Source organism: Streptomyces xiaopingdaonensis (assembly GCF_000262345.1).
GTDB classification, from domain to species: Bacteria; Actinomycetota; Actinomycetes; order Streptomycetales; family Streptomycetaceae; genus Streptomyces; species Streptomyces xiaopingdaonensis.
In genome coordinates this window covers 1-25,429 of sequence record NZ_AJTQ01000365.1, presented here as the reverse complement: position 1 = coordinate 25,429, position 25,429 = coordinate 1, and the positions used below count along the sequence as shown (strand labels likewise).

22 protein-coding genes and 1 tRNA gene are annotated in these 25,429 nt (G+C 70.7%); 9 read left to right on the top strand and 14 right to left on the bottom strand.

The window, feature by feature from the left end; all coding sequences use genetic code 11:
- Positions 1–280: 280 nt before the first annotated feature.
- The 7 genes from UWG_RS31260 to UWG_RS33235 form a co-directional block, all read right to left on the bottom strand.
- Positions 281–1,138 carry an urease accessory protein UreD gene (locus UWG_RS31260; RefSeq protein WP_078495759.1) on the bottom strand — a complete coding sequence of 286 codons (858 nt, stop codon included), beginning with the start codon at positions 1,136–1,138 and terminating at the stop codon, positions 281–283.
- Between the two features lie 12 nt (positions 1,139–1,150).
- Complete coding sequence (gene ureG / locus UWG_RS31255) at positions 1,151–1,786, bottom strand: urease accessory protein UreG (RefSeq protein WP_237720311.1); 636 nt, start codon at positions 1,784–1,786, stop codon at positions 1,151–1,153.
- Between the two features lie 61 nt (positions 1,787–1,847).
- Entirely contained in the window at positions 1,848–2,612 is a 765-nt protein-coding gene (locus UWG_RS0128145) for an urease accessory UreF family protein (protein ID WP_016910537.1), read from the bottom strand.
- Between the two features lies 1 nt (position 2,613).
- Positions 2,614–4,323 (bottom strand): urease subunit alpha, encoded by a 1,710-nt coding sequence (locus UWG_RS0128140; protein WP_016910536.1) that lies wholly within the window; start codon positions 4,321–4,323, stop codon positions 2,614–2,616.
- The gene (locus tag UWG_RS0128135; RefSeq protein WP_050988671.1) at positions 4,316–4,663 is read right to left on the bottom strand and encodes an urease subunit beta; all 348 of its coding nucleotides are present in this window, start codon (positions 4,661–4,663) and stop codon (positions 4,316–4,318) included. The genes UWG_RS0128140 and UWG_RS0128135 overlap by 8 nt, the downstream gene beginning before the upstream one ends.
- Positions 4,664–4,734: 71 nt before the next feature.
- Entirely contained in the window at positions 4,735–5,037 is a 303-nt protein-coding gene (locus tag UWG_RS0128130; protein WP_016910534.1) for an urease subunit gamma, read from the bottom strand.
- Positions 5,038–5,221: 184 nt separating this feature from the next.
- Positions 5,222–5,428 (bottom strand): hypothetical protein, encoded by a 207-nt coding sequence (locus UWG_RS33235; RefSeq protein ID WP_157838608.1) that lies wholly within the window; start codon positions 5,426–5,428, stop codon positions 5,222–5,224.
- 186 nt (positions 5,429–5,614) lie between these two features.
- Between UWG_RS33235 and UWG_RS0128125 the strand changes: the two genes are divergently transcribed.
- From UWG_RS0128125 to UWG_RS0128115, 3 genes are all read left to right on the top strand, one after another.
- Positions 5,615–6,442 (top strand): MBL fold metallo-hydrolase, encoded by an 828-nt coding sequence (locus UWG_RS0128125; protein ID WP_016910533.1) that lies wholly within the window; start codon positions 5,615–5,617, stop codon positions 6,440–6,442.
- Between the two features lie 92 nt (positions 6,443–6,534).
- Complete coding sequence (gene selA / locus UWG_RS0128120; protein WP_016910532.1) at positions 6,535–7,845, top strand: L-seryl-tRNA(Sec) selenium transferase; 1,311 nt, start codon at positions 6,535–6,537, stop codon at positions 7,843–7,845.
- A 5-nt stretch (positions 7,846–7,850) separates the two neighbouring features.
- The gene (locus UWG_RS0128115; RefSeq protein WP_016910531.1) at positions 7,851–9,647 is read left to right on the top strand and encodes a SelB domain-containing protein; all 1,797 of its coding nucleotides are present in this window, start codon (positions 7,851–7,853) and stop codon (positions 9,645–9,647) included.
- 29 nt (positions 9,648–9,676) lie between these two features.
- Here the strand turns inward: UWG_RS0128115 and UWG_RS33230 are convergent.
- Positions 9,677–9,774: transfer RNA gene (locus tag UWG_RS33230), tRNA-Sec, on the bottom strand.
- A gap of 86 nt (positions 9,775–9,860) precedes the next feature.
- Here UWG_RS33230 and selD point away from each other — a divergent pair.
- Complete coding sequence (selD, locus tag UWG_RS0128105) at positions 9,861–10,910, top strand: selenide, water dikinase SelD (RefSeq protein ID WP_016910529.1); 1,050 nt, start codon at positions 9,861–9,863, stop codon at positions 10,908–10,910.
- A 7-nt stretch (positions 10,911–10,917) separates the two neighbouring features.
- Here selD and fdh read toward each other — a convergent pair whose 3' ends face one another.
- Positions 10,918–14,166, bottom strand: coding sequence for a formate dehydrogenase (gene fdh, locus UWG_RS0128100; protein ID WP_237720310.1), 3,249 nt, complete (start codon positions 14,164–14,166; stop codon positions 10,918–10,920).
- Between the two features lie 331 nt (positions 14,167–14,497).
- On the opposite strand from fdh, the gene coxB reads away from it, so the two are divergent.
- Genes coxB through UWG_RS33920 form a run of 4 tightly spaced genes read left to right on the top strand, consistent with a single transcriptional unit; the run spans position 14,498 to position 17,700 of the window.
- Positions 14,498–15,148 (top strand): cytochrome c oxidase subunit II, encoded by a 651-nt coding sequence (coxB, locus tag UWG_RS0128090; RefSeq protein WP_016910526.1) that lies wholly within the window; start codon positions 14,498–14,500, stop codon positions 15,146–15,148.
- Positions 15,145–16,839 carry a cytochrome c oxidase subunit I gene (locus UWG_RS31250; RefSeq protein ID WP_106430021.1) on the top strand — a complete coding sequence of 565 codons (1,695 nt, stop codon included), beginning with the start codon at positions 15,145–15,147 and terminating at the stop codon, positions 16,837–16,839. The genes coxB and UWG_RS31250 overlap by 4 nt, the downstream gene beginning before the upstream one ends.
- A complete protein-coding gene (locus UWG_RS0128080; protein WP_016910524.1) occupies positions 16,836–17,198 on the top strand; it encodes a hypothetical protein in 363 nt (120 codons plus the stop codon). The genes UWG_RS31250 and UWG_RS0128080 overlap by 4 nt, the downstream gene beginning before the upstream one ends.
- Positions 17,191–17,700, top strand: a complete 510-nt coding sequence (locus UWG_RS33920; protein WP_237720309.1) for a hypothetical protein — start codon at positions 17,191–17,193, stop codon at positions 17,698–17,700. Before UWG_RS0128080 ends, UWG_RS33920 begins: the two co-directional genes overlap by 8 nt.
- A 6-nt stretch (positions 17,701–17,706) precedes the next feature.
- Here UWG_RS33920 and nrfD read toward each other — a convergent pair whose 3' ends face one another.
- Genes nrfD through qcrB form a run of 3 tightly spaced genes read right to left on the bottom strand, consistent with a single transcriptional unit; the run spans position 17,707 to position 21,422 of the window.
- Positions 17,707–18,741, bottom strand: a complete 1,035-nt coding sequence (nrfD, locus tag UWG_RS0128070) for an NrfD/PsrC family molybdoenzyme membrane anchor subunit (RefSeq protein WP_016910522.1) — start codon at positions 18,739–18,741, stop codon at positions 17,707–17,709.
- Positions 18,738–19,706 carry a 4Fe-4S dicluster domain-containing protein gene (locus UWG_RS0128065; RefSeq protein WP_016910521.1) on the bottom strand — a complete coding sequence of 323 codons (969 nt, stop codon included), beginning with the start codon at positions 19,704–19,706 and terminating at the stop codon, positions 18,738–18,740. The genes nrfD and UWG_RS0128065 overlap by 4 nt, the downstream gene beginning before the upstream one ends.
- A 30-nt stretch (positions 19,707–19,736) precedes the next feature.
- Complete coding sequence (qcrB, locus tag UWG_RS0128060) at positions 19,737–21,422, bottom strand: cytochrome bc1 complex cytochrome b subunit (protein ID WP_016910520.1); 1,686 nt, start codon at positions 21,420–21,422, stop codon at positions 19,737–19,739.
- Between the two features lie 212 nt (positions 21,423–21,634).
- Between qcrB and UWG_RS0128055 the strand changes: the two genes are divergently transcribed.
- Positions 21,635–23,314 carry a thiamine pyrophosphate-binding protein gene (locus UWG_RS0128055; protein ID WP_016910519.1) on the top strand — a complete coding sequence of 560 codons (1,680 nt, stop codon included), beginning with the start codon at positions 21,635–21,637 and terminating at the stop codon, positions 23,312–23,314.
- 28 nt (positions 23,315–23,342) lie between these two features.
- Here UWG_RS0128055 and UWG_RS0128050 read toward each other — a convergent pair whose 3' ends face one another.
- Together UWG_RS0128050 and UWG_RS0128045 are read right to left on the bottom strand one after the other, a co-directional pair.
- On the bottom strand, positions 23,343–23,843 hold the full coding sequence (locus UWG_RS0128050; RefSeq protein WP_033196419.1) for a hypothetical protein: 501 nt from the start codon (positions 23,841–23,843) through the stop codon (positions 23,343–23,345).
- Between the two features lie 454 nt (positions 23,844–24,297).
- Entirely contained in the window at positions 24,298–25,158 is an 861-nt protein-coding gene (locus UWG_RS0128045; RefSeq protein ID WP_016910517.1) for an endo alpha-1,4 polygalactosaminidase, read from the bottom strand.
- Positions 25,159–25,429: the final 271 nt, after the last annotated feature.

Sequence of the window (25,429 nt, the reverse complement as noted above, 5' to 3'; positions counted from 1 at the left end):
TTTTCCCCGATAGGCCATCAACTTCTCTTACTGCACGCTCACTTCCAAGTGAGCGGCCGATAGAACACACCTAAAACACCAACTAACCTGGTAAGTAATTCAGTTGAGGACCGACCCAGAAAAACCCTGATACAACAATATTCCATACCACCTATCCTCGTCAGCAACAGAGCGGTGGACAGTCAGTGGAAAGGTGTCAGCGGTCGCCCGTTAAGCACCGTTCACCACTGTGATACTCGAGCAGAAGCCCATCTCCACTCGGCTACATTCGACGTGTCCGTCAGTTGATCCTCTGAGGATTGCCGAGAGAGACTTCAGGCAGATCACGTTCCGCGGGGTCGAAGTAGCGCACGAAATACTCGACCGTTTCGTCGAGCTGCCGCCTCAAAGTGCCCGTATCGGAAGCCAGAGCGCTGTACAACAGCCCGTGCCCGGCCAGTGGCATCAGCCGCGCGTATGCTCCCTGTGCTACCGGAACGTACAGGCGCTCACAGCGGTGAGACGAAGCAATAAGGAGCAGTGTGCCCGAAGCCCGTCTGTTCGCAGTGATCGCGGCCCCCGCCCACCCCGGCGCCTGTTGCCCCACAGCCAGTTCCTGATCGTATAGAGGCCGGCCCGAGCCGAAGACACGAAGGCGCTGGCGGTAGGCGCCGGGCTGTTCGCCATGTCGGCCGAAGAGGACTTCTTCGCGTAGCAGCAGCCTGGCGTCTTCCTCCAAAGTCACGCGCACGTCGGTGATGTGCCGACAGCCATGCGCCGCGATCGTCAACTCTGGGAGCCACGTCAGTGTGGCACCGGCGCCGACGTGCAACCGGATGTCCAGGCGAGAGACCGCCCCGTGCGGACCGGGAAGCAGCAGAGTGGGGGAGATCTCGCCCAGGACCAAAGCGCTGCCCTCCCCCACATGGGCTTCCAGGCGCAGCTGGTCTCCTCCCAGTGGACCGGCTGCGCCTGCAGCCAGGCAGACGCCAGCCGGAGCGACGTCTTGGCCGGCCCAGGCGAAGACACGACCGGGTACGGACGGCGAAGTGGCCCGCAGCATCAGGGGCCAGTTCGGCCGCAGCTTGGTGACACGGGTGCTATGCCTTCCGCCGCGGGTTGGGGTCGTCTCGGTGGCCAGCTGCGCCAATGCCTGCACCGCTGATGCTCCTCAGCTGACCGTTGCGAGGAGCCGCTCGCGCACCCAGGCCGTCACCGAAGCTGCTTTGGATCCCTCGGTCAGCGACACGAAGCACACCGGGCCGTCGCCCCGCTGAGCTTCGGCGTCCCGTGCCATTACTGACAGATCGGCGCCGACCTGTGCCGCCAGGTCGGTCTTGTTGATCACCAGAAGGTCGGAGCTGGTCACTCCGGGTCCGCCCTTGCGGGGCACCTTGTCACCCCCGGCGACATCCACGACGAAGATTTGATGGTGAATGAGCCCACGGCTGAACGTGGCAGTGAGGTTGTCGCCGCCGCTCTCGACGAGCACGAGGTCGAGCGGGGGCAGGCTGCGTTCGAGGTCCTCGATCGCTTCGAGGTTGGCGGAAATGTCATCGCGGATGGCTGTGTGCGGGCAGCAGCCGGTCTCGACCGCTCGTACCCGGTCAGCAGGCAGCACGCCGTTGCGCAGCAGGAAATCGGCGTCCTCGGTGGTGTAGATGTCATTGGTGACAACTGCCAGTTGAAGCTCTTCTCTCAGGGAGCTGCACAGGGCGGCGACGAGGGCGGTCTTCCCCGAGCCGACAGGTCCGCCAAGACCGATGCGCAACGGGCGGCCCGGGGACCGGGGCAGGGTACCGGGCACACTACCGGAGGACAGCGAGGAGCTTGCGAGAGCAGTCGGGGGCAGGACTTCGGCGGGGTCGTCACGATGCAAAGAGACGCACCTCCCAGGTTGCGTGGTGTTCGGCTGAGATGTCCAACAGCGGGGCGCCGGAAGCAGGCAGTTCGCTCGGTGGCTCGTCGACGAGTGCCGCGGCCTGGTGGGACAGAGCGTCGAGTTGAGGGGCCAGGTGAGCCAGGAGAGCGTGAACGGCGAACGGGTCCAGGCCCAGGAGCCGGACAGCCGCGGTGGCGGGTCCCGTGGCGGCCTCGTGTAGCGCGGCTGCCGCGGCGGCATGCGGTGTGAGACCAAAGGCCTGCGCGGTTGCCCCCAGGACGAGAGGCTGGTGCGGCCCCTCGGACCACGCGGTCGTGAGCGCGTCAAGCAACGGGTCCGGACTGGCCGCTCGGGCGGCTCGCAGCAGCTGCCGACCCAGTTTCCGCGAGGTGGCTCTTAGCGCCGGGGCCGGCGTACGTGCGGTCAACTCATGGTCCAGCTCATGGAAGCGCGCCGGAATTCCGGGGCCACGGAACGTACGGGCGGCCGCGGCGCACGCCGAGGCAGCGAACGCAGCGGAAGTCAGCCCGTTGGTGGCAAGGCGTCCTTCCAAGAAGCCCTCCAAGGTGATCGGGTCATGGACCCGGTCGGCAGCGGCAGCTGCCTCCAGCCCACCGGAATGTGCATGGCCGCCAGCGGGGAAGCGGCCGTCCGCCAGCAGCAGGAGTGGCGCGACGCGGAAGTCGGCCTCCTCCGGACCTCGGCATCGAGTCGCTTTCCTGACCTGGCCCGGGGCCTCGTCCTCGGACACGTCAGAAGAGGAAGTAGCGGTGGTTCATGGGGAGCTCGGTAGCCGGTTCGTGCTCGACGGCCTGTCCGTCAATGCGCACGGTGAAGGTGTCGGGATCCACCTCGATCGACGGAAGGGCGTCGTTCTGCGGCAAGTCGGCCTTGGTGCGGCCGCGCACGTCCTCCACCGGCACCAGCTTGCGATTGACCGCCACCCGCTCGGCGAGCCTGTCGTCCACAGCGGCCTGGGCCACGAAGGCCACGCTGGTGGCCGCCGCTGCCCTGGTGTGGACGTTGTAGCCCAGCCGGGGAAGGACCGGTTGGGGCGTGGGAACGGCGGCGTTCGGGTCGCCGAGGAGGGCCATGGCGGCCATACCGGACTTGTAGACGGTGGTCGGGCGCACCCCGAAAAGTGCCGGCTCCCATAGCACCAGGTCCGCCAGCTTGCCCGGTTCGACAGAGCCGACCTCGCGTTCGAGGCCGTGGACGAGGGCAGGGACGATGGTGTATTTGGCGACGTAGCGGCGGGCTCGGTTGTTGTCGGCCCGATCGTCACCGGACAATGAGCCGCGCAGTTTCTTCATCACGTGGGCGGTCTGCCAGGTACGGCGAACAACTTCCCCGAGGCGGCCCATGGCTTGTGCGTCGGAACTCATTGCGGAAATGGCACCGATGTCCAGCAGGATGTCTTCGGCTGCCATGGTCGAGGCTCTTACCCGGCTCTCGGCGAAGGCCAGCTCGGCAGGGATCTTGGGGTTGAGATGGTGGGCGATCAGGCAGATGTCGAGCTGTTCGTCGGCGGTGTTGACCGTGAAAGGACGGGTCGGTGTTGTCGAAGACGGCAGAACGTAGGGCTCGGCGGCGATCCTGATGATGTCGGGCGCGTGGCCCCCTCCGGCTCCCTCGGTGTGGAAAGCATGGAAAGTGCGGCCGCCCACCGACCGCAGCAGGTCTTCCACGAAGCCGGCCTCGTTGAGGGTGTCGCTGTGTACGGCGACCTGGACGCCCGAGGCGTCGGCGACCCGCAGCGCCGTGTCGATGGCGGCTGGAGTGGCGCCCCAGTCCTCGTGGCATTTGAAGCCTCCGACTCCTGAGCGCAGCTGTTCCCACAGTGCTTCCTCGGAGACCGTGGTGCCCCGGCCGAGGAAGAGAATGTTGACGGGCCAGCTGTCGAAGCCTTCCAACATCCGTTCCATCCACCAGCCGCCAGGGGTGGCCAGTGCGGCCTTTGAGCCGTCGGTCGGTCCGGTGCCCCCGCCCACAAGCGTGGTGCTCCCAGCTTCCAGAGCCACTACGGACATGTCGGGGCTGACGAAGTGCACGTGGGTGTCGACGGTTCCGGCGGTCATGAGGAGCCCGCTGGCGTTGACGATCTCGGTGGAAGGTCCCACTACGAGGTCGGGATGCACGCCGTCCATGATGTCGGGGTTACCGCACTTGCCGAGCGCGACGATGCGGCCGTCGCGGATGCCGACATCCGCCTTGATCACGCCCCAGTGGTCCAGAACCACGGCTCCGCAGATGATCAGGTCGGGGGTGCCCTCTGCTCGGGTAGCGTGCGACTGACCTTGTGACTCACGGCCCGACTTTCCGCCGCCGAAGACGTACTCGTCGCCGCCAACGCAGCGGTCCTCCTCCACCTCGATGAAGAGGTCCGTATCGGCGAGACGGATGCGGTCGCCGGTGGTCGGGCCCAGAGAGGCGACGTACTCGTGCCGGTCGATCTCAGCCATCGAGCGCACCTCCGCAGGCGCCACGCAGGCCGCGCACGATGCGCCTGCCGCCCAGCGGAACGAGTTCGACCTGGACCGTCGTGCCGGGAGAGAAGCGCAGCATGCTGCCCGCCAGGACGTTCAGCCGTTGTCCCCAGGCACGTTCGCGGTCGAACTCCAGCGCCGGGTTGGTTTCGGCGAAGTGGTAATGCGACCCCACGCTGATCGGACGGTCGGCCGTATTGACGACGGAAAGCTCCGTTACGGGCCGGCCCGGGTTGATGGTCACCAGCTGGTCGCCGTACAGGATTTGCCCGGGAGTGCCGGGCTGTTCGCCCGAGTCCGCACCGGGCTGGACCAGGCCGATCGACTCTCCCTTGCCGGAGCCGGGGACGAGGTCGCTCCCCGTGCCGGGCCGCGGCTCACGGCCGCTCATTGGATGGGTCCCTGGACGGCCACCAACTTCGTACCGTCGGGAAAGGTCGCTTCGACGTGTACCTGGCCGAGCATCTCCGGGACTCCGTCCAGCACGTCCTCCCGGCCGAGCACGTGCCGACCGGCCTCCTGGAGATCCGCCTTGGTCCTACCCTCCCGAGCTCCTTCAAGGAGGAAGAAGGAGAGGTACGCCGTCGCCTCGGGAAGGTTCAACCGCAGGCCGCGCTCCTTACGTTCCTGCGCGAGCTTGGCCGCTGCATAGATCATCAGCCGTTCCCGCTCCTGAAAGCTGAGGAGCACGTGGCCTCCACTTCATAAGGTGCGCTGAATGCGAAACTTCCCGAAACACCGGATCTTTCGTGTCTGGGCGTACCCTTGCATGCCTCCAAAGTGGGGCGCAGCAGACACGGCGCAGAAACGGCCACAGAGTCGCCGACGTGCCACCGTTCCCGAACCAGGCTGGTCGATCTGATCGGCGACTCCGTCACTTCGAGTGGTGATGCCAGCCGGTCGACGTCGGCACGGTTGCCAGTGTCGAGGAATCCGAGTCCCGCTCGTCGCCCGTGGTCTGCTCGATCGTCCAGTGGAACAAATACCTGTGCCGGCTTTCGAGTTCGCCCTCGACGGTGCTGGTTCTCCGCCAATTCGCCTTGCGTCTCGGTTTGTTGCGCGTGGCCGTCAGTTGCGGCACCGGTACCCCTGTCCCAACAGACACCATTGCGCCGAGTTACCACAGCTTCACAATGGCCTGCCAACAAAACAGGCCTCGTACAACCGTGGCACGCGTCGTCGAGATCGGCCCGTCGACGGGTGTGTGCGGCGGCAGGGTCGTGAAACCCGGCCGTTTGCACACGTTGCCGGACGGAGGAGACACGTTATGGCCACGCCTTCCGCGGAGCTGTACTTCATCGGCACCGCCACCCTGCTCATCCGGTTCGGCGACGTCACGCTGCTCACCGATCCGAACTTTCTGCACCGCGGGCAGCGGGCCTATCTCGGCCACGGCCTCGCCTCCGAACGTCTGAGCGAACCAGCCCTGGGCGTGCGGGAACTACCCCAGGATCTCGATGCGGTCGTTCTCTCCCACCTGCACGGGGACCACTGGGACCGTGTCACGCGCCGGCACCTGGACCGCTCACTGCCTGTAGTGACGACCCCGCACGCCGCACGGCGCCTTCAAGGGGTGCACGGGTTCCGTCGGGCCGTGGGCCTGCAGACCTGGGAGGGTCAGCTCCTCGTCGGTACTCGGCAGCAGGTCCGGGTGACCTCTCTGCCCGGGGTGCACGCCCGTGGGGCGGCCGCCCGGCTGCTGCCGCCCGTCATGGGGAGCCTGCTGGAGTTCGGCGACCTGGGCGGGCCGGTACAGCTGCGCATCTACCTCACCGGGGACACGCTCATGTTTCCCGGCATCGAGGAGATCGCCCGCCGCTGTCCGGACCTCGACCTCGCCGTCCTCCACCTCGGCGGCACCACGTTGCCGGGCGGGCTGCTCGTGACCATGGACGGCCGTCAGGGAGCCGACATGCTCGAGATGGTTCGGCCGCGGCAGGCTCTTCCGGTGCACTACGACGATTACTCCGTCTTCCGCTCGCCGCTCGATGCCTTTCTGCGCCAGGTGGAGGAACGGGGCTGGGAGGGCTCGCTCGTGCACTGCCCGCGCGGGGAGAGGGTCTCGGTGAGTGCCGGCGGCAAGTTGTCGCCGTAGGCGGCTACGCCCGGACGGCCGTTGTTCCGTGTCGCCGTGCCGATATCCGCGTTGTCCAGGCTGCGGGGTCGGATGCGGCGGAGAGGCGGAAGATGCACGTGGACGGAGCGGTCGATGCGCGGCGACGGGTCGTTCGTACCGATGCCGTGCTGGCCGATCCGCGGCTGTCGGCGGCTGTGGCGCGGCTGGGCGCGGGCGTGGTCAAGCCTCTTGTGAGGGCCGCCCAGGAGCGGGCGCGGCAGGGTGCGGTGCCGGTCGATGCGGTGGCGGACATCGCGGTGGCGGCTCTGCCTCGTACGTGTGGCGGCTTGCGGCCGGTCATCAACGCGACCGGGGTGGTACTCCACACCAATCTGGGGCGTGCGCCCTTGTCGGCTGCGGCTCGTGAGGCGGTGGCCGATGCTTGCGGATGCACCGACGTGGAGTGGGACCTGGAAAGCGGCCGACGGTCGCGACGCGGGCGGACGGTTCTCGACGCGCTGCTTGGCGCGGTGCCGGATGCGGAGGCGGCCCATGTGGTCAACAACGGGGCCGGCGCCCTGGTGTTGGCTGCGACGGCGCTGGCGAGCGGCAGGGAGATCGTCGTCAGCCGTGGCGAGATGGTGGAGATCGGGGACGGGTTCCGGCTGCCGGATCTGCTGGTCTCGACGGGGGCCAGGCTGCGGGAGGTGGGGACGACCAACCGGACGTCGCCGGCGGACTATGCCGAGGCGGTGGGGCCCGGGACGGGTTTCGTGCTGAAGGTGCATCCGTCGAACTTCCGGATCTCCGGGTTCACGCGCAGTGCGCAGGTCGCCGAGTTGGCGCGGCTGGGTGTGCCGGTCGTCGCCGATATCGGTTCCGGTCTGCTCGCGCCCGATCCGGTGCTGCCCGAGGAGCCGGATGCGCGGAGCTGGTTGCGCGCGGGGGCCTCGCTCGTGACGGCCAGTGGGGACAAGTTGCTCGGTGGCCCGCAGTGCGGTCTGGTCCTGGGCGAGGAGGAGTTGGTGCGGCGGATGGCACGGCATCCGCTGTCGCGGGCGCTGCGCGTCGACAAGTTGACTCTCGCGGCGTTGGAGGCGACCGTGCGCGGGCCTGAGACGCCGACGCATGCGGCGTTGCACGCGGAGGTGGGGGCGCTGCGGGTGCGTGCCGAGCGGGTGGCGGGGTTGCTGCGCGATGCCGGGGTGGATGCGCGGGCGGTGTGCGTCGAAGCGGCTGTGGGGGGTGGTGGTGCTCCGGGGGTGGGGTTGGCGAGCGCGGCCGTCTCGCTGCCCGAGTGGTTTGCGGAGCGGTTGCGTGCGGGGTCGCCGCCGGTGGTGGGGCGCGTCGAGGAGGGGCGCTGTCTGCTGGACGTGCGGGCCGTGGGTGAGGAGTTGGACGAGGTGCTCGCGGGTGCCGTTCGCGCTGTTTCGGGGAGCTGAGAGCGGTGCACGTGGTGGCGACGGCCGGGCACGTCGATCACGGGAAGTCCACGCTGCTCAGGGCGCTCACCGGTATGGAGCCGGACCGGTGGGAGGAGGAACGGCGGCGGGGGCTCACTCTGGATCTGGGGTTCGTCTGGGGGCCGCTCGGGCCGGGTGGGGGGTCGCTCGCGTTCGTGGATGTGCCGGGGCACGAGAAGTTGGTCGGGAACATGCTCGCCGGCGTGGGGCCTGTTCCTGCCGTGCTGCTGGTGGTCGCGGCGGATCAGGGGTGGCAGCCGCAGTCGGAGGAACACCTCGCGATCGTCGACGCGTTGGGGGTGCGGGACGGGCTGCTGGTGGTCACGCGCAGCGATCTCGCCGATCCGGGGCCGGTGTTGCGGGAGGCGCAAGGGCGGGTCGCTGAGAGTTCTCTGGGGCGAGTCGAAGCGGTGTCGGTGAGCGCGGTCTCCGGGGAGGGGATGGGGGCGTTGCGGGCGGCGCTCGTGCGGCTCGCGGCTGCTTTGCCGGACGCGGATCGGGAGGCGGACGTACGGCTGTGGGCGGATCGGGTGTTCACCGTGCGCGGTCGCGGAACGGTGGTCACCGGGACGCTGGGCGGAGGGAGGCTCCGCGTCGGTGAGCGGCTCGACGTCGCGGACGGTGCTGCCGCGGGGGCGACGGTGCGGGTGCGGGGGTTGCAGTGTCTCGGGGAGGAGCGCGCGGAGGCGGAAGCGGTGGCGCGGGTGGCCGTCGATGTGCACGGTGCGGGTGAGGGGCGCATTCGGCGTGGGGGTGCTTTGGTGACGCCGGGGCGTTGGGCCGGCGCCGACCTGGTGGATGTGCGGTTGCGGGGTGACGAGGCCGGTGCGCTGCCGCGTCGGCTCGTGCTGCACGTCGGGGCCGCTGCGGTGCCGGTGGGTGTGCGGCCGCTGGGGCGGGACACGGTGCGGCTCTCGCTCGGGCGGTCGCTGCCGCTGCGCGTCGGTGACCGGGCTCTGCTGCGTGATCCGGGGTTGCACCGGATTGCGGGTGGGGTCACCGTCCTCGACGTGCGGCCGCCGCGGCTGGCGCGGCGGGGTGCGGCCGCCGCGCGGGCGGTGGAGCTCGAGGGCATGAGCGGTGTGCCGGACGGGGCGGACGAGGTGCGGCGGCGCGGTCTGGTACGGGGGGACGATCTTCTCGCCATGGGGGTGCCCGTTGCGGGTGTCGAGGTGGCCGACGGGTGGTTCGCCGATCCTGCTCACTGGGCCGGTCTGGGGAAGCAGTTGGAGGCCGCGGTGGCTGCGCATGCCGAACGTCATCCGTTGGACCCGGGGTTGAGCACCGAAGCGGCGCGGCGGGCGCTGGGTCTGCCCGAACGCGGTCTGGTGGGCGCGTTGTTGGGGGCGAGGGATGCTCGTTCGCTGCGGCAGCGGGAGGGGAGGCTGTACGGGGAGGCGGAGCGGCCCAGGTTGCCTGCCGGGGTGCGGGAGGCGGTCGAGGCGGTGCGTCGGGATCTCGCGGCTGCTCCGTTCCGGGCGCCGGAGGCTGGGCGTCTCGCCGAACTCGGGTTGCGGAAACGGGAGTTGGCCGCGGCGTGTGCGGCGGAGGCGTTGTGGAAGGTGGCGGACGGGATCGTGCTGCTGCCGGGGGCGGACGTGCGGGCGGCCGAGGTTCTGGCCGGGTTGGGGGGACCGTTCACGCTGAGCGAGGCGAGGCAGGCGCTGGACACGTCGCGGCGGGTGGCTGTCCCGTTGCTGGAGTGCCTGGACCGGCAGGGCCGCACGGAGCGCCTGGACGACGTCCGCCGGCGCTGCCGGACGGCCGGGAGCGGGCGGTGAACGTCAACCGGCTTGCGCGGCAGGGCGGTTGGAGCGGAGGCGGACGGGAATCGAACCCGCCTGCCCGAGGTCCTCGGGCACCTCGGTTTTGAAGACCGGGAGGGCCACCAGGCACCCACACGCCTCCTCGTCCGGTATGAGCCGGGCGAACGGGGACAAACTATCGGTAGTTCGACCGGCTGTGGCGGAGTACGCGCAGAGAGGAGAAGAAGGATGACGTCGATCGAGGACGAAGCCGTGGCAGGGGGCGAGGAGAGCGCCGGCGGGCTGGTGCGGCTGACGCAGTACGCGCACGGCGGCGGTTGCGCCTGCAAGATTCCGCCCGGCGAGCTGGAGGAGATGGTCGCCGGTCTGCGGGTGCCGCCGGCCGGGTCGGGCGAGCTGCTCGTCGGAGTGGAGACCGGGGACGACGCGGCGGTGGTGCGGCTGCCGGGTCCGCGGGAGGGCGGTACCGCGGTCGTCTCGACGGCGGACTTCTTCACGCCGGTGGTGGACGGGGCGTACGACTGGGGGCGGATCGCGGCGGCGAACGCGCTGTCGGACGTGTACGCGATGGGCGGGCGTCCGCTGATGGCCGTCAACCTGCTGGCCTGGCCCCGCGAGTTGCTTCCGTTGGACCTGGCGAGGGAGGTGCTGCGCGGCGGTCTGGACGTCGCCGCCGAGGCGGGGTGTCACGTTGGCGGTGGGCACAGCGTCGACGATCCGGAGCCGAAGTACGGGATGGCCGTGACCGGGGTCGCCGATCCGGAGCGGCTGCTGCGGAACGACGCGGGGGTTGCCGGGCTGCCGTTGTCGCTGACGAAGCCGCTGGGGCTCGGTGTGCTGAACAACCGTCACAAGGCGACCGGGGAACGGTTCGCGCAGGCGGTCGAGACGATGGTGACGCTCAACCGCGGTGCGGCAGAGGGGGCGTTGGCCGCCGGGGCGCGGTGTGCGACGGACGTGACCGGGTTCGGGCTGCTGGGGCATCTGCACAAGCTGGCTCGGGCGTCCGGGGTGAGCGCGCTCGTCGATGCCGGGTCCGTGCCGTACCTCGACGGAGCGCGGGAGGCGGTGCGGGACGGATACGTCAGCGGTGGTACGCGGCGGAACCTGGAGTGGGTGGCCCCGTTCACCGACTTCGGTGCGGTGGATGAGGAGACGCGGCTGCTGCTGGCCGACGCGCAGACCTCGGGCGGGCTGCTGGTGGCGGGCGAGGTGCCGGGGGCGCCCGTCGTGGGTGAGCTGGTGCCGCGGGGGGAACGGAGCGTGGTGGTGCGTTGAGCGACCGTCATTGCTGGGTGCCGGTGTGTTCGTCGATTCCGGCCGACCGGCGGTAGTCCCGGACGAGTTGGACGACCGCTGGACCGCGTGGGCGCCTGCCGGGGCGGATGTCGCAGGTGAGTGCCTTGGACTCCTGGATGTGGGTGTTGGGGTCGAGTGACATGTGGGTGAGTTCGTTGGCGGCGTCGCCCGTGGAGTAGCCGTTGGGTCCCCAGTGGTAGGGCAGGCCGATCTGGTGGACGGTGCGTCCCTGGACGGTGAGGGGCGCCATCCGGTCGGTGACGAGTACGCGCGCTTCGACGACGCCGCGCGCGGTGACGATCGTGGCCCACCCGGTGTGCGCGAGGCGGCGTTCCGCCGCGAGTTCGGGCGAGACCTCGCAGAAGAACTCGGGTTGTAGCTCTGCGAGGTAGGGCTGCCAGCGGGACATGCCGCCCGCGGTGTGGTGTTCGGTGAGGCGGTAGGTGGTCGCGACGTAGGGGAAGACGTCGGCGCCGGGTGCGGAGCCACTGGGTTGGTAGTAGTTCTCGGGGCGGGTCGGCACGATGTCGCGTACGGGGTTGCGCTGCTGGGTGTACAGCCGGTTGTCGAACGGGGATTCCTGGCTCTCGTAGTGGGTGGGCAGGGGACCGTCGGCCAGTCCTGCCGGTACGTACAGCCATGCCTTGCCGTCGGCCTGCATGACGAACGCGTCCGTGCCGGTGAGGGCCTCGGCACCGGTGGCTTGCTCGGGGGGTCGGTAGTCCGGGGGCTTGTTCTTGGCGAAGTCGGGAATGTCGTGGCCGGTCCACTGGCCTTGCTCCGCGTCCCACCACACCAGGGCCTTGCGTTCGCTCCACGGTGCGCCGTCGGGGTCGGCGGACGCCCGGTTGTAGAGGATGCGGCGGTTGGCGGGCCAGGCCCAGCCCCATTCGTTGGCCACCCAGTTCTGTTCCTTGCCTGGCTTGCGGCGCGCTGACTGGTTGACGCCGTCGGCGCGGACGCCGCAGTAGATCCAGCAGCCGCAGGAGGTGGAGCCGTCCGTTCGGAGCTGTTCGTAGGAGGCGAGTGGGCGGCCCTCGGCGTCGTGGCCGTTGATCTCGGCGAGCACTGCTTCCGCGTCCGGTTCGTCGAGGGGGCCCTTCGTCGGGTACTGCCAGTCCAGGTCGAGCAGGGGGCGGTCGGCCTCGTCGTCGGAGGTCGCGAGTTTGTTTCTGATGATGCGGCCGAGGTGGTACATGAACCACAGGTCGCTGCGGGCGTCCCCGGGCGGCTCGACTGCCTGGTGGTGCCATTGGAGCATGCGCTGGGTGTTGGTGAAGCTGCCGTCCTTCTCGGTGTGGGCGGCGGCCGGGAGGAAGAACACTTCGGTGCCGATGTCCTCGGTGCGCAGTTCGCCGGTCTCGATCTCGGGGCCGTCGTGCCACCAGGTGGCGGACTCCACGAGGGAGAAGTCGCGTACCACGAGCCAGTCGAGGGCGGCCATGCCGAGGCGTTGCCGTTTGGCGTTGGAGGAGCCGACGGCCGGGTTCTCGCCCATCAGGAAGTAGCCCTTGCAGACTCCGTCGAGCTGGGCGGTGATGGTGTCGTAGGTGCTGTGCGAGCCGGTGAGGCGGGGCAGGTAGTCGAAGCAGAACTGGTTGTCCTCGGTCGCGGCGTCGCCCCAGTACGCCTTGAGGAGGCTGACGAGGTAGGCGCGCATGTTGCCCCAGTAGCCCTTGCGGGGCGCGAGTGCGTCGACGAACTTCTCGAGGTCCTCCGCCTTGTGGGCGTGGGGCATCGGGATGTAGCCGGGCAGCAGGTTGAAGAGGGTGGGGATGTCGGTCGAGCCCTGGATGGAGGCGTGTCCGCGCAGCGCGAGGATGCCGCCGCCGGGCCGGCCGATGTTGCCGAGGAGGGACTGGAGGATCGAGGCCGCGCGGATGTACTGCACTCCGACCGTGTGCTGGGTCCAGCCGACGGCGTAGGCGAACGCGGTGGTGCGGTCGCGTCCGGAGTTCTCGGTGACCAGGCGGCACACCTGGAGGAACTGCTGCTGCGGTACCCCGCACACCTCCTCCACCAACTCCGGTGTGTACCGGGCGTAGTGCCGCCGCAGGACCTGGAAGACGCACCGCGGGTGGGTGAGGGTATCGTCCCGTTCCGGCTCTCCTTCGCCGACGGCCGCACCGCCCGAACCGTGCGCCTCACCGCGCGAAGCGGCGCTGATCGAGCCGCCGGCTTCCGGCTCCTGGTAGCGATGGCCCGAAGCGGCCTGCACGTCCACGCCCTCGTACTGCCAGGTGCTGTTGTCGTAGGTGCGGCTCTCCGGGTCGAGGCCGGAGAAGACGCCGTCCAGGTCCTCGGTGTCGCGGTACTCCTCGGTGAGGACGACGGCGGCGTTGGTGTAGGCGAGCACGTAGTCGCGGAAGTACTTCTCGTGCCGGAGGACGTAGTTGACGACGCCGCCGAGGAAGGCGATGTCGGTTCCGGCGCGGAGCGGTACGTGCACGTCGGCGAGGGCGCTGGTCCTGGTGAAGCGCGGGTCGACATGGATCAGCTTGGCCCCGCGGGCCTTCGCCTCCATCACCCACTGGAACCCGACGGGGTGGCACTCGGCCATGTTGGAGCCCTGGACGACGATGCAGTCGGAGTGCTGGAGGTCCTGCTGAAAGGTGGTCGCGCCGCCGCGGCCGAACGAGGTTCCCAGACCGGGAACGGTGGCGGAGTGTCAAATACGCGCCTGGTTCTCCACCTGTACCGCCCCGAGAGCCGTGAACAACTTCTTGATGAGGTAGTTCTCCTCGTTGTCCAGGGTGGCGCCGCCCAGGCTCGCGATGCCGAGCGTGCGGCGGGTGCGGGAACCGTCGGCTTCCCACTGCCAGCCCTCCCGGCGGGACTTGACCACGCGGTCGGCGATCATGTCCATCGCCGTGGCGAGGTCGAGCCGCTCCCAACGGGTGCTGTGGGGGCGCCGGTACAGGACGCGGTGCTCGCGTGCCGAGCCCGTGGTGAGTTGGAGGCTTGCGGCGCCCTTGGGGCAGAGCCGGCCGCGCGAGACCGGGGAGTCGGGGTCGCCCTCGATCTGGGTGATCCGCTCGTCCTCGACGTAGATGTTCTGACCGCAGCCGACGGCGCAGTACGGGCAGACCGACTTGACGATCCTGTCGGCGGTGCCGAGGCGAGGGGCGAGGTGCTCGCTCACGGCGCTCTTGGCTGCGGCGCCGCGGCCGAGCGGGTCGCTGCCCGTCAACTGCCGGTAGACCGGCCACGATTCGATCCAGGTCCGCACGCCCATGGGCCGTCCCTTTTCCTCGCTTCCGTCCGGTCGCCCGTGTCCTCCGGGCTCCCGTTCCGGGCTCGCTCGCCGATGCTCTCACGTGAACGGTGCGGCGGCGCGGCGGCCGCGGTGCCGTGTCCACGGGCGCGGCTGCTCGTCGCGTCCGACGGTGTGTCCGCTCGCCGCCGGGTGAACACGGTCCGTAGTGTCCGGCTGTCGCCTCAGGTTCGTCATGACAGGAGTGGTCGATGCGTTGCGCCGTCGGTCGTAGGCCGGTCCGCTTCGGCGGAGGGGGACTCTCGCGGCCGCTCGACCGCACGCCGGGGAGCGTCCTTTCCGGAAGGCTCCGGTGAACCGGCGGCAGGTCTTCGGCGAGGTTCTCCTCGTGGAGACGGTCATTGCCGGGTTCGTCTTCGTCGCCGTGCTCGGGCTGCTCGCCTTCTGCCTGGTGCGCCGCCGTGCGGGTGCGGGCGTCAGTGCGTCGCAGCGCGCGGAGCGGCCGGGGCTGGAGGGGTACTACGTCGCGGCGCTCGCCTCGGTCGCAGTCCTCCTCGTCGGCTACACCGCGTGGCAGAACCACCGGGAGCAGGACCCGAAGCGCGAAGAGCCGGTGCGTATCGACGTCTCGGCGTTCCAGTGGTGCTGGTCGTTCGGGTATCCGCAGGCGGAGAAGCCGCTCCAGGTCAGCGGCGCCTGCCGGGGGAAGCAGCAGCCGACGGTCGTCGTGCCGACGGGCCGACCCGTCACGTTCACGCTGACGTCCAAGGACGTCATCCACTCCCTCTGGGTGCCGGAGTTGCGGTACAAGATGGACGCGTTCCCCGACCACCGGAACACCTTCACGCTGACCGTCGACCGCGAGGGCCGATGGAAGGGGCGGTGCGCGGAGTTCTGCGGAGAGCGGCACTCCACCATGGATTTCTGGTTCAAGGCGGTGTCGCCCGAGGAGTACGAGCAGTGGGTCGACGCCCACGCGGGCGCCAGTACGGCCAGGGCATGACCGAAGCCGCCACCGCGCCGACCACCGACTCCCCCGACCGGCGGGCGGTGGCGTCGGGCGGCTGGCTGCGCTGGCTGACCACCACCGACCACAAGCGCATCGGTCTGCTGACCATGGGCACCGCGCTGCTCCTGATGCTCCTGATGGGCCTGCTCGCCCTGCTCATGCGCGGTCAACTCGCGCAGCCCGAAGAGAACCTGGTGGCGCCCGGGGTCTACAACCAGCTGTTCACCATGCACGGCTCCGGCATGATCTACCTGGTCATGACGCCGTTCGCGATCGGCCTCGGCGTCTATCTCGTCCCGTTGCAGGTCGGCGCCCCCGCCATCGCCTTTCCCCGGGCCACGCTCCTGGGCTTCTGGCTCTACGCTCTCGGCGCCCTCGTCATGCTCTCCGGCTTCGCCACCTCCGAAGGGGCGCACGCGGACGGCTGGTTCTCCTACCCGCCGATGGCCGACCGGCAGCACTCGCCGGGCGTCGGCTCGGACCTGTGGATCGTCGGGGTCTTCCTCGCCACCGTCGGCATGATCATCGCCGGGTGGGCGGTGTTGTGGACGGCGCTCCGCAGACGGGCGGCAGGCATGACGATGCTGCGGATGCCGCTGTTCTCCTGGTCCATGGTCGCCACCTGCCTAATGGTCATGGGTGCGTTCCCCTCGCTGCTCGCCGCGCTGGGGCTGCTGGCCGCCGGGCGGGCGGACCCGTCGATCTTCGCGTCGAACGTGTGGAACATCGGCTACCAGCACCTGTTCTGGTTCTACGGCCATCCCGTGGTCTACGTGATGTTCTTCCCCTACCTGGGGGCGGTCGCCGAGGTGCTGGCGGCATTCTCGGGGCGCCGGTTCTTCGGGTACCGGGGTACGGTCCTGTCGCTGCTGGCGTTCGCGGCGCTGTCGATGAGCGTGTGGGGGCATCACATGTTCACCACGGGCCAGGTCGCCAACGACTACTACTCCCTCACCTCCCTGGTGCTGCTCGTCCCGGCCGGCGTCGAGTACTTCGGCATGGTCGGCACCGTCCTCACCGGCCGGCTGGTGTTCCGGGTACCGATGCTCTTCGCGCTGGCGTTCATTCCGCAGTTCCTCATCGGCGGGCTCACGGGGATCATGGTCGGGACGCCGGTCATCGACTACCACGTCACCGACAGCTACTTCATCGTCGCGCACCTGCACTACGTGCTCTTCGCGGGCAGCGCATTCGGGCTCTTCGCCGCGGTGTACTTCTGGTTCCCGAAGGTCACCGGGCTGATGTTGAGCGAGCGGCTGGGCAGAATCCACTTCTGGCTGCTCGTGGTCGGCACCAACCTCACGTTCCTCCCGATGTTCGGGCTCGGCTACGTCGGCATGCCGCGGCGGGTCGCCTCGTACGCGTCCTTCGACGGCTTCGGCCTGCTCAACCTTCTCGCCTCCTGCGGTGCCGGGGTGCTGGCGCTGGGCGTGACGGCCTTCGTCGTCAACGTGGCATGGACGTTCCGCAAGCGGACGTTGCGCGGTCCCTCGCCCGCCCCCGACGATCCGTGGGGTGCGCATGCGCTGGAGTGGGCGACGTCGTCCCCGCCTCCCCGCCTGAACTTCACCCCGCGGCATCCGCTGCCGCCGATCACCAGCAACGCGCCGCTGTTGGACCTGCGGCAGCGCGCGGCCTCGGGGGCCGTGCCGGAAGGCCGGGCGTCGGAGGGCGGCGCCTCGTGACGAGGCATCCGGCGTTCGTCGTGGTCGCGGCCTGGGGCCTGTTCAACGGCGTGCTGCTCGCGGTCCTCGCCGTGTACGGGGAGAGTTCGCTGGTCTACTGGCTCTGGGGCGGCGTGGTCGCTCTCCTCGAACTCGCGGCGCTCGCCGTGCTGTTGTCGTCCTTGGCCGGGCCCGAGCAGCACGTGGGCTACCGTCTGCCCGGGCGGGGCGGGGTGGCCGTGCTTCCGGCCGCCGTCGGTCTTGCGGTCCTCGGTCTGGGGTTCGTCCACGGGTGGTGGCTGCTGGCGGTCGCCGTGCCGCTGCTCGGCTGCGCGCTCCTCCTCGGCGCCGTGCGGGGGCGGGGTGCCGGGGATGAATGAGGGACCGCACTCCGGGGTGGCGGCGATGGCGTGGTCCGGCTTCACGGTCGCGGTGCTGGTTCCGGCCGTGGTCGCGGCGACGCGGCGGTCTCCCTTCTGGCGGCTGGTCGCGCTTCCTGCGGGGGTGGCGCTTCCGCTGTTCGTCGTGGTGCACGCGGTCGCTTCCCTCGGGGGCCTGGTGGTGCCCCTGGGGACGGTCGGGCGCGGCGTGCTCGAAGCGGTGCTGCTCTGTGCGGCCTTCGTGTTCTGGCTGCCCGTCTTGGGTACGCAGCGCCGACTCGGTGAGGCCGGACGCTGCGTCTACCTCTTTCTCGCCGCTCCTCTGCTCGACCTTCCGGCCGTCGGCATGATCGCGGCGGGGCACGGTGCGGGCGGACTGGCCATGATCGTCAGCATGCTGCCCGTGGGCGTCTTCGCCATGGGGACGACCTGGCGGTGGGTGGTGGACGAGGAGCGCGCGCAGGAGGAAGGGCTGCCGCCGTGGGGGCGCCGTACCGCCTGAGCGGCGTCAACTCGTCGCGGTGCCCGGCTTGTTCTGCTGCTTCTGCAGCCTGGCGCGCTGCGGTACGACCGTGTACTTCGGGTGCTTCGCCGAGGCGACGCCCGCCCGGAAGACGCCGAAGCGCAGCATGGCCGACCCCGCGAGCAGGGCGGCGCCGGCGACCGACGCCGCTACGCGGCTGCGCCGCCCCGCGCAGACGGCGAGGAGCGTACCGCCGACGGTCAGCGCCTTCGACGTCCGCATGAGGGTGCCTGCGCGGCCCTGCTCGAGCGGTTCCGAGGTCAGGCCGATACGCCGCTTCATCAGCTCCGTGTTGCCGAGTTCGAGCGCGGCTCCGAGCGCAGCGAGCCTGCATGCCGGGGCCGTCTCCGCCAGGGGGGCGGCGAGGAGGCCGACTCCGGCTGCTGCCGCGGCGCCCGATCCGGCGAAGACGAACGGGAGTTGGCGGTAGCCGTCGTGCCACGACGGGACGGCGGTGTCGGCGAGGAGCACGGCCGTGTAGGTGGTGACGGCGGGGCCGAGCACCGCGGCACCTGCGGTCGCCGCCGCACCGGCCGGGCGGTACTTCCCGGAGACGTCGCTCAGCAGGGCGGCCATCGTCAGCGGCGCGTATCCGGCGAGCAGCCAGGAGCCCACGTTCATGGGCGAGGTGGGCTTGAAGACGCGCAGCATGTTCAGGAACCGTTCCGGCCTGCCGAGGTCGTGGATGAGCGCGACGAGGGAGAGGGAAACGGCCCCGGTGGCCGAGGACTTGGCGGCCAGAGCCAGCCGGCGCCGTGCGGTCCGGTGGGCGCCGGCCGCGAGGAGGGAGGAGGCGCCGGCGAGGCCGCCGAGGTAGAGGTAGCCGGCGATGTCGAGCGCCTCCCACCTCGGTGGGTTGAGGACCGGCATGCCGTAGTACGTCGAGAACTCCGCCTCGGGGACCACGGGCCGCTCTCCCCGCCCGCCGCGCCGGCGGCGGCCGGCGGCGCGACCGGTGACCGCTTCCCGGCCCGGGCGTGCACCGCGGACGCCCGCGGGGGTGACGTCGGACTCGCTCAACGGTGGCTCCTTTCGAGAAAGCTGACGGCGACTCCGGCGATGAGGGTCACGGCGGCAGCGGCCGCGTACCGCCACATCGACGGCAGGTCCCTGGTCGTGACGACGGGGTCGGGCGGGAGTCCGTACACCTCCGGCTCGTCGAGGAGGAGGAAGAAGGCGCCGTCGCCGCCGACGCCGTCCTGCGGGTCCTCTCCGTAGAGCCGGGCGTCGAGGACGCCTGCCCCGTGGAGCTGCGCGACTCGGGAGGCCGCTCGCTCCCGGAGTTCTTCGAGGGGGCCGAACTGGATCGAGTCGGTCGGGCACGCTTTGGCGCATGCCGGCTCCGCGCCGACGCCGAGCCGGTCGTAGCAGAGGGTGCACTTCCAGGCCCGTCCGTCGTCGGGCCGCTGGTCGATGACGCCGTAGGGGCAGGCGGGGATGCAGTAGCCGCAGCCGTTGCAGATGTCCTCCTGGACGACGACGGTTCCGAACTCGGTGCGGAAGAGCGATCCGGTCGGGCAGACGTCGAGGCAGGCGGCACGGGTGCAGTGCTTGCAGACGTCGGAGGACATCAGCCAGCGCAGTTCGGTGCGGCCGTCGGGTGCAATGGGCGAGGTCTCGCCTGCGGGGGCGCCGGGGAGCGCGTCCTCGGGGGCGGTGGCGCCGGGCCCCGGGGAGGCGATGGTGACGCCAAGACCGGATGCGGCCCGGAAGATGTCGACGTCGTCGTGGCTGACGCCGGGTTCCTGGCCGCCGAGCGGCTTGCGCTGCTCGATGAAGGCGACGTGCCGCCATGTTTCGGAGCCGAGCCGGCGGCTGTTGTCGTAGGACATGCCGGTCAGCTCGAGGCCGTCCGCGGGGACGGCGTTCCACTCCTTGCACGCCACCTCGCACGCCTTGCAGCCGATGCAGACCGAGGTGTCGGTGAAGAAGCCCATGCGCGGCGGATGGTCGGCGCCCGGCTGCGGCGGTCCCTGTTCGGTCATGAGCGGCATCTTCCTTCGCCGGAGGGGTTGCTACGGAGCGGAGCCCGGCTCGCCCGGGTGGTGCGCGGTGCCTCCAGTCTCGGTTCTTTCGCCGCCGGCGGCCCGTTGGGGCGGGGTCAGGACGGCTCGGGCGTGTCGACGCTGGGCCTCGTCGGCGGGCAGCTCGACGCGGTCGCGGAAGTACCAGTTGCTCAACGTGTTGCGCAGTCGGTGTCTCGGGACGATGCGGGACGGCTCGGTGCCGGCGGCGAGCGGACGAGGAGCGTCCCGGACGAGGAGGTGCTCCTCCTCCGCCGCCGGGAGGAAGGTGTGGGCTTCCTGGTATCCGCCTCCGGAGGAGCGGCGGACCTCACCCGTCGGGTCTCCGTGGAGCAGGCGCCGGCGGTCGCGGGCCTGGAGTCCGAGGCACGCGCGCCTGGTGAGCCGGTACGCCAGCAGCGGGGCCACGAAGAACGCGGCGCGGAAGGCGTAGGTCAGCCATTCCATCGGCACCTCGAAGACGAAGGCCAGGACGTCCTGGCCGCCCGCCATCAGCAGGACGGCGTAGACGCTGACGCCGGCCGCGCCCAGGCCGGTGCGTACGGGGTGGTTGCGCGGCCGGTCGCACAGGTGCCGCTCGCCCCTGTCCCCCGTGAGCCAGCGTTCGAGGAAGGGGTACGCGTAGAGCACCGCGAAGAGGCTGAGCGGGAGGACGATGCCGGGGAGGAAGACGTCCCAGGCGAGGGTGTGTCCTGCGAAGTTCGTCTCGGCCGCCGGCATCAGACGGAGGGCGCCTTCCAGGAAGCCGACGTACCAGTCCGGTTGTGCGTCGATGGACCCCTGGTCGGGGCGGTACGGGCCGAAGTCCCAGATGGGGTTGATCTGGAGGAGCGCGGCGAGCAGGGCGAGCGCTCCGGCGACGGTGGCGAAAAGGCCCACGGACTTGGCGGTGTACTGGGGGAAGAGCGGCTTGCCCACCACGTTCCGGTTGGTCCTGCGGGGGCCCGGCCACTGGGTGTGCTTGAGGTGGACGACGAGGATCAGGTGGACCGTCACCAGGGCGATCAGCAGGCCGGGCAGGAGCAGTACGTGTCCGGCGTAGAGCCTCGGGAGGATGTCGTGGGCGGGGAACTCGCCACCGAAGACGAAGAGTTGTACGTAGCTGCCGACGACGGGGAGGGACAGCATGATGCCCTCGGCGGTGCGCAGGCCGGTCCCCGAGAGGAGGTCGTCGGGGAGCGAGTAGCCGCAGAACCCTTCGAGGAGCGCCAGCAGGAAGAGGGTCACGCCGATCATCCAGTTGCCCTCGCGGGGGCGGCGGAAGGCGCCCGTGCAGAAGATGCGGAGCAGGTGGAGGCCGATGGCTGCGACGAAGACGAGCGCGGCCCAGTGGTGGATCTGCCGGATGAGGAGCCCGCCGCGGATGTCGAAGCTGATGCGCAGCACGGACGCGTACGCGTCGGAGACCCGTACGCCCCGCAGCGGGGCGTGGGAGCCCGCGTAGGTGTGCTCGGCCATCCCCGGCTGGAAGAAGAGCGTCAGGAAGACGCCGGTGAGTACGAGGACGACGAGGCAGTAGAGGGCGATCTCGCCGAGCAGGAAGGACCAGTGGTCGGGGAACGCCTTCCGCAGGAACTGCCGTCCGGCCTGCATCACCGGCAGCCGCTGGTCGAGGGCCGTGGCGACGCGTTCGCCGCTGCGTGCCGCGCGCTCGCCGCGGCTCTCTGACGCCGGCACTCCGTCCGCCTCCCTCGTGCCTCTTCGAGTCGCCACCGATCGGCGCCGGGACGCCGGCTGTTGGTCCGGGCGGTCGTCGCGCGTCAGCCCTTGCGGCAGACGCCCGGACATCGAGGCATACCAACCCCGCAAAACGGACAAACATGAAGTTTCGTGACCGTCTTGGTTGCGGCAGTCCCCGACCGATCGCTGCACTCACCGAGGAGGACGGAGTGGCTCAGGTCTCCGACGCGGTGTGGGCGCACCTGCGGGCGCGCGGTGTGACGGTGGTGTACGGCTGCGCGGCGGAGACCGGTGAGCCGTTCGCCGTCCCCGAAGGCGGCCCCGAGCTGTTCCGGCTGGCCGACGCGGCGGACGCGGCCGTGGCTGCGTGCGGCCATGCGAAGCTCACCGGCTCGGTGGGCTGCTGCGTCGTCTCGTCCGAAGCGGCGGCCGTGCGGCTGCTCGGAGGGCTGTACGATGCCGCGCTCGACCGGCAACCGGTGGTCGCCCTCGTCGGCCTGACCGCCGGGACGCCGTCGGTGCCCCGGCATGACTCGGGCCGTCTCGACCGGCTGTTCCGCGACGTCGCCGAGTACGCGTCAACTGCCGCGCGGCCGGGGGACCTTCCGCGGCTGCTCGACGAGGCCTTCGCGGCGGCCGCGGATCGGCGCGGTGTGTCCGTGGTCGTCGTGCCGCGGGACGTACTGGCTGCGAAGGCGGCGGCAGCCGACTCCAGGACCGCAGGCGACGGCTCTTCGCTTCCGCTGCCGGACGAGGCCGCCGTGCAGCGCGCGGCCGACCTCCTCGGGCGAGGGAGCCGCCCCGCCGTCGTCCTCGGCCGCGGCGCGTGCGACGCCGGCGGCGGGGCGCTGGGGGCGGCCGAGGTGCTGGGTGCAGGCATTGCCAAGACCGCGGCGGCCCGCGACGTGCTCCCCGACGACCTGCCGCTCGTCACTGGGGCCGCCGGGCCGCTGGCCACTCCGGCCACGCGCCGGATGCTGGCGCGGTGCGACAGCCTCCTCGTCGTCGGCGGCGGGTTCCCGCACGGTGAGTGGCTGCCGGAGCCGGCGCGGGTCCGTGTGGTCGCCGTCGGACAGGACGCGGACGGCTTCCCCGCGGACGTGGAGTTGCCGGGACTCCCGGTCGAGGCCCTGGAGGCGCTCGTGCCCCGGCTGGAGCGCCGCACCGACGGAGGCTGGCGGGGGTGGATCGAGAAGGAGGTGCGGACGTGGCGGGAGGAGCGCGACAGCAGGGCCCGCCGCCACTTCGGCCGCGTCGTCAACCCGGAGGCCGTCGCGGCCGAACTCTCCGCGCGGCTTCCCGAGCGCACCGTGCTCACCGCCGACTCCGGGCCGGTGGCGGCATGGTGGGCTCGCAACCTCACTCTGCGCAACGGGATGCGTGCCGTCGTCGCCGAGAACCGGGCCACCAGGGGCGGAGGGCTGCCGTACGCGGTCGCGGCTCGTCTGGCCCACCCGGATCGGCCGGTGATCGCCCTCCTCGACGGCGACCGTTTCCGGGAGACCGGGGCGGAGAGTCTGCTGGCGGTCAGGCGCCGGTTCGACGGTGGGTCCGCCCTGGTGCTCTGCGTACTCGACGGCGTCGATCCCGGTCTGCTCCTGTCCAGGCGCGGGGCTTCCGGTGCGGCGGTCGGCTTTTCCTGTGCCGACTTCGCCCGGCTTGCCGGTATGGAGAGCGTGCGCTGCGAAGTGCCCAAGCAGGTGGGCGCGGCCTGGGATGCGGCGCTGCGGTGTGAGTCACCGGTGGTGCTGCACTTCCTGGTCGACGCGGAGATCCCGCCCGCGGTCGTCGCTCCGTACGGGGACGCGGGCGAGCGGCGAGGGCGGGCCACGGGGGGACTCCGTCGGCTCTCCGGCCACTTCGGGCGATCTCGCGGGGACGTCGGGTAGCCATCCCCGTCCGCCGGGCGGGCCGGGGTCAGGCGCGGGAGGCGACCTGGTACAGGGCTCCCGCCTCGCTCTCCTGGAGTTCGTTGGCGAGGCGGTGGACCGACACCAGGTCGTGCAGGACCACGCGGGTCTCCTCGAGGGGCAGTCCGGCTTCCTGCGCCACGTCGTGGAGGGGGACCGCCTCGCCGCCCGTTGCCTCCTCCCTCTCGGCGAGTGCGCGGAAGACCCTCTCGTGCCGCGCGTCGTACGGTTGGGTGCCGCGGTCCCGGAAGTCGCGGGTCGGCTCGGTCGCCGCCTTGTCGTACACGTCCTCCTCGGCGAGGTCGCCCGCTCTCCACTCCTGCTTCCCGCGGTGCAGGGCTCCCACCTTCTTCTCGTGGGAGGCGGCGTCGCCGCCCTTGAGGTGGCGGGGCTGTTTCGAGGCGCCCGTGGTCTCGCCCCGGGCGCTCGGCCGGTCGCCCGCCTTCTCGGCCTCGTGGGCTGCGGCGCGACGTTCGTCCTCGTCGCCTTCCACCTTCTTACGGACCATGCCGGGGACCGCCTTCCTCGTCGGCTTCCGACCGGAGCGCACCGGGGCGCCACGGCCGCGGTAGCACTCCCACATCCGCGGCTCGGGTTCCTCGCTCGCGCCACCGTATGCACGGGAAACGGCGCGCGTGACCGGCGGCGCGGAGACCGACCGCACCGAGGGGTGGTTCGGCCTGCGGGCGCCCGCTTCTGACTCGGCGCGCATACAAGGCGGTTGGGGTTTCCGGCGTGCCTGTGAGGCCTGGGCAGTGGTGGGCCGAGGCTCTGGGCCGGGTTTTCGTCCACTCTTCCGACGAGGAGCGCGAGATCCGCCCGGCGCCGCATCGTCTGCCGGGGATGGACTTCGTCCGAGGCTCTGAGAGCAGGAAGGCCGAGAGCCCGCTGCGGGCAGCGGCAGCCAGCAGAGGTGCGGGGCTCGGCGTGCCCGTGCGGTGGTGCGGCGGCGGTCGGCGCCGTCAGCAGCGGCGGTAGACGTGGTCGTGTTGGCCGGCCGGGGCCAGGGCGCGGTCGCGGAGGATCGTCGACCGGGGAGTGTCGGGGGCGCGGCATACCCGGGAGAAGTCGGTGTCCAGGTTGTCGGTGTACTCGACGTCGAGGACGCGGGCGCCGTAGACGCGGGTGTACGAGGCGCACTCGTCGTACTGCGCGCACTCCTCGGCGACGGCGAAGTCGAAGCCCGCCTGCTTGCCGCGTGCGGTGAATTCGGCTGCGTTCTTCTGGCCGATCGCCAGGCCGGCGGCGTGGGCGGTGCGGGCGAGCGCCGCCGCGAGAGCGAAGTTGTCCTCGGGGGTGAGCGCGCCGCGGGAGCGGGTGAAGGAGTCGAGGTTGTCGATCTCCACGGCTTCGAAGCCCTTCTTCGCGCAGCGGGCCACGGATTCGCCGAGCACGTCGGTCAGGCGGGCCCGGCCGGAGGCGGTCGAGGTGTCGAGGAGGAGTTCGTCCGGCCACTCCTCGTCGGCGAGGGGGTGGCCCTCGGCGTCGTCGAGGACGAGGTCGCGGTGGTGCGCCAGCCAGGTTCCGCGTGCGGCCGGCTGGGTCTGGAACCCGTTGACGTAGCAGACGTTGTAGACGCCCGGGGCGGGGGAAGCCGTGCTGTCGCGGACGACGAGCCCTGCGCCGTCGGGCAGCGGGGAGGCACCGCCGAGTTGGTAGTCGAAGCGGACACCGGCGGGCGGCGCCTGCGGCGCGGACCGTTTCGTGTCGGTCGGCGGGGCGGGGTCGGTGCCGGCTGCCGGCGGGCCGCATCCGGCAAGCACGCCGAGCGCGACCGCTGCCGAGACGGCGCGCGCTCTCGTCGGACAGGTCCGTTCCCCCACGCCCCGATCCTATGCCTCGGCAAGGGGCCGGCCTCTCCCGGCTGTTGTGCGCGGGGGCCGGCCTGCGGTCTTCCGCCGGCGGGCGCTTCATGATCGGATGCCGTCGGCATGTCCACCGCGTCGAGAGGACGGCATGAACAGACAGCGTGCGAGAGGTTCCGCGAGGACACGGCGGCAGTTGGTGCGGGCGGCGGTGGCAGGGACGGCGCTCGCGGTCGTGCTGCCGGTGTCGGGTGCCGAGGCCGCCGACGTCGGCGGCGGGGCGCCCACA

Bases quoted from the DNA above. Each gene is read 5' to 3' on its own strand.
- UWG_RS0128140 (WP_016910536.1), bottom strand. From the start codon at position 4,323: ATGGCTGAGATCGACCGGCACGAGTACGTCGCCTCTCTGGGCCCGACC.
- UWG_RS0128125 (WP_016910533.1), top strand. From the start codon at position 5,615: ATGGCCACGCCTTCCGCGGAGCTGTACTTCATCGGCACCGCCACCCTG.
- selA (WP_016910532.1), top strand. From the start codon at position 6,535: ATGCACGTGGACGGAGCGGTCGATGCGCGGCGACGGGTCGTTCGTACC.
- selD (WP_016910529.1), top strand. From the start codon at position 9,861: ATGACGTCGATCGAGGACGAAGCCGTGGCAGGGGGCGAGGAGAGCGCC.
- UWG_RS31250 (WP_106430021.1), top strand. From the start codon at position 15,145: ATGACCGAAGCCGCCACCGCGCCGACCACCGACTCCCCCGACCGGCGG.
- UWG_RS33920 (WP_237720309.1), top strand. From the start codon at position 17,191: ATGAATGAGGGACCGCACTCCGGGGTGGCGGCGATGGCGTGGTCCGGC.
- UWG_RS0128065 (WP_016910521.1), bottom strand. From the start codon at position 19,706: ATGACCGAACAGGGACCGCCGCAGCCGGGCGCCGACCATCCGCCGCGC.
- UWG_RS0128050 (WP_033196419.1), bottom strand. From the start codon at position 23,843: ATGGTCCGTAAGAAGGTGGAAGGCGACGAGGACGAACGTCGCGCCGCA.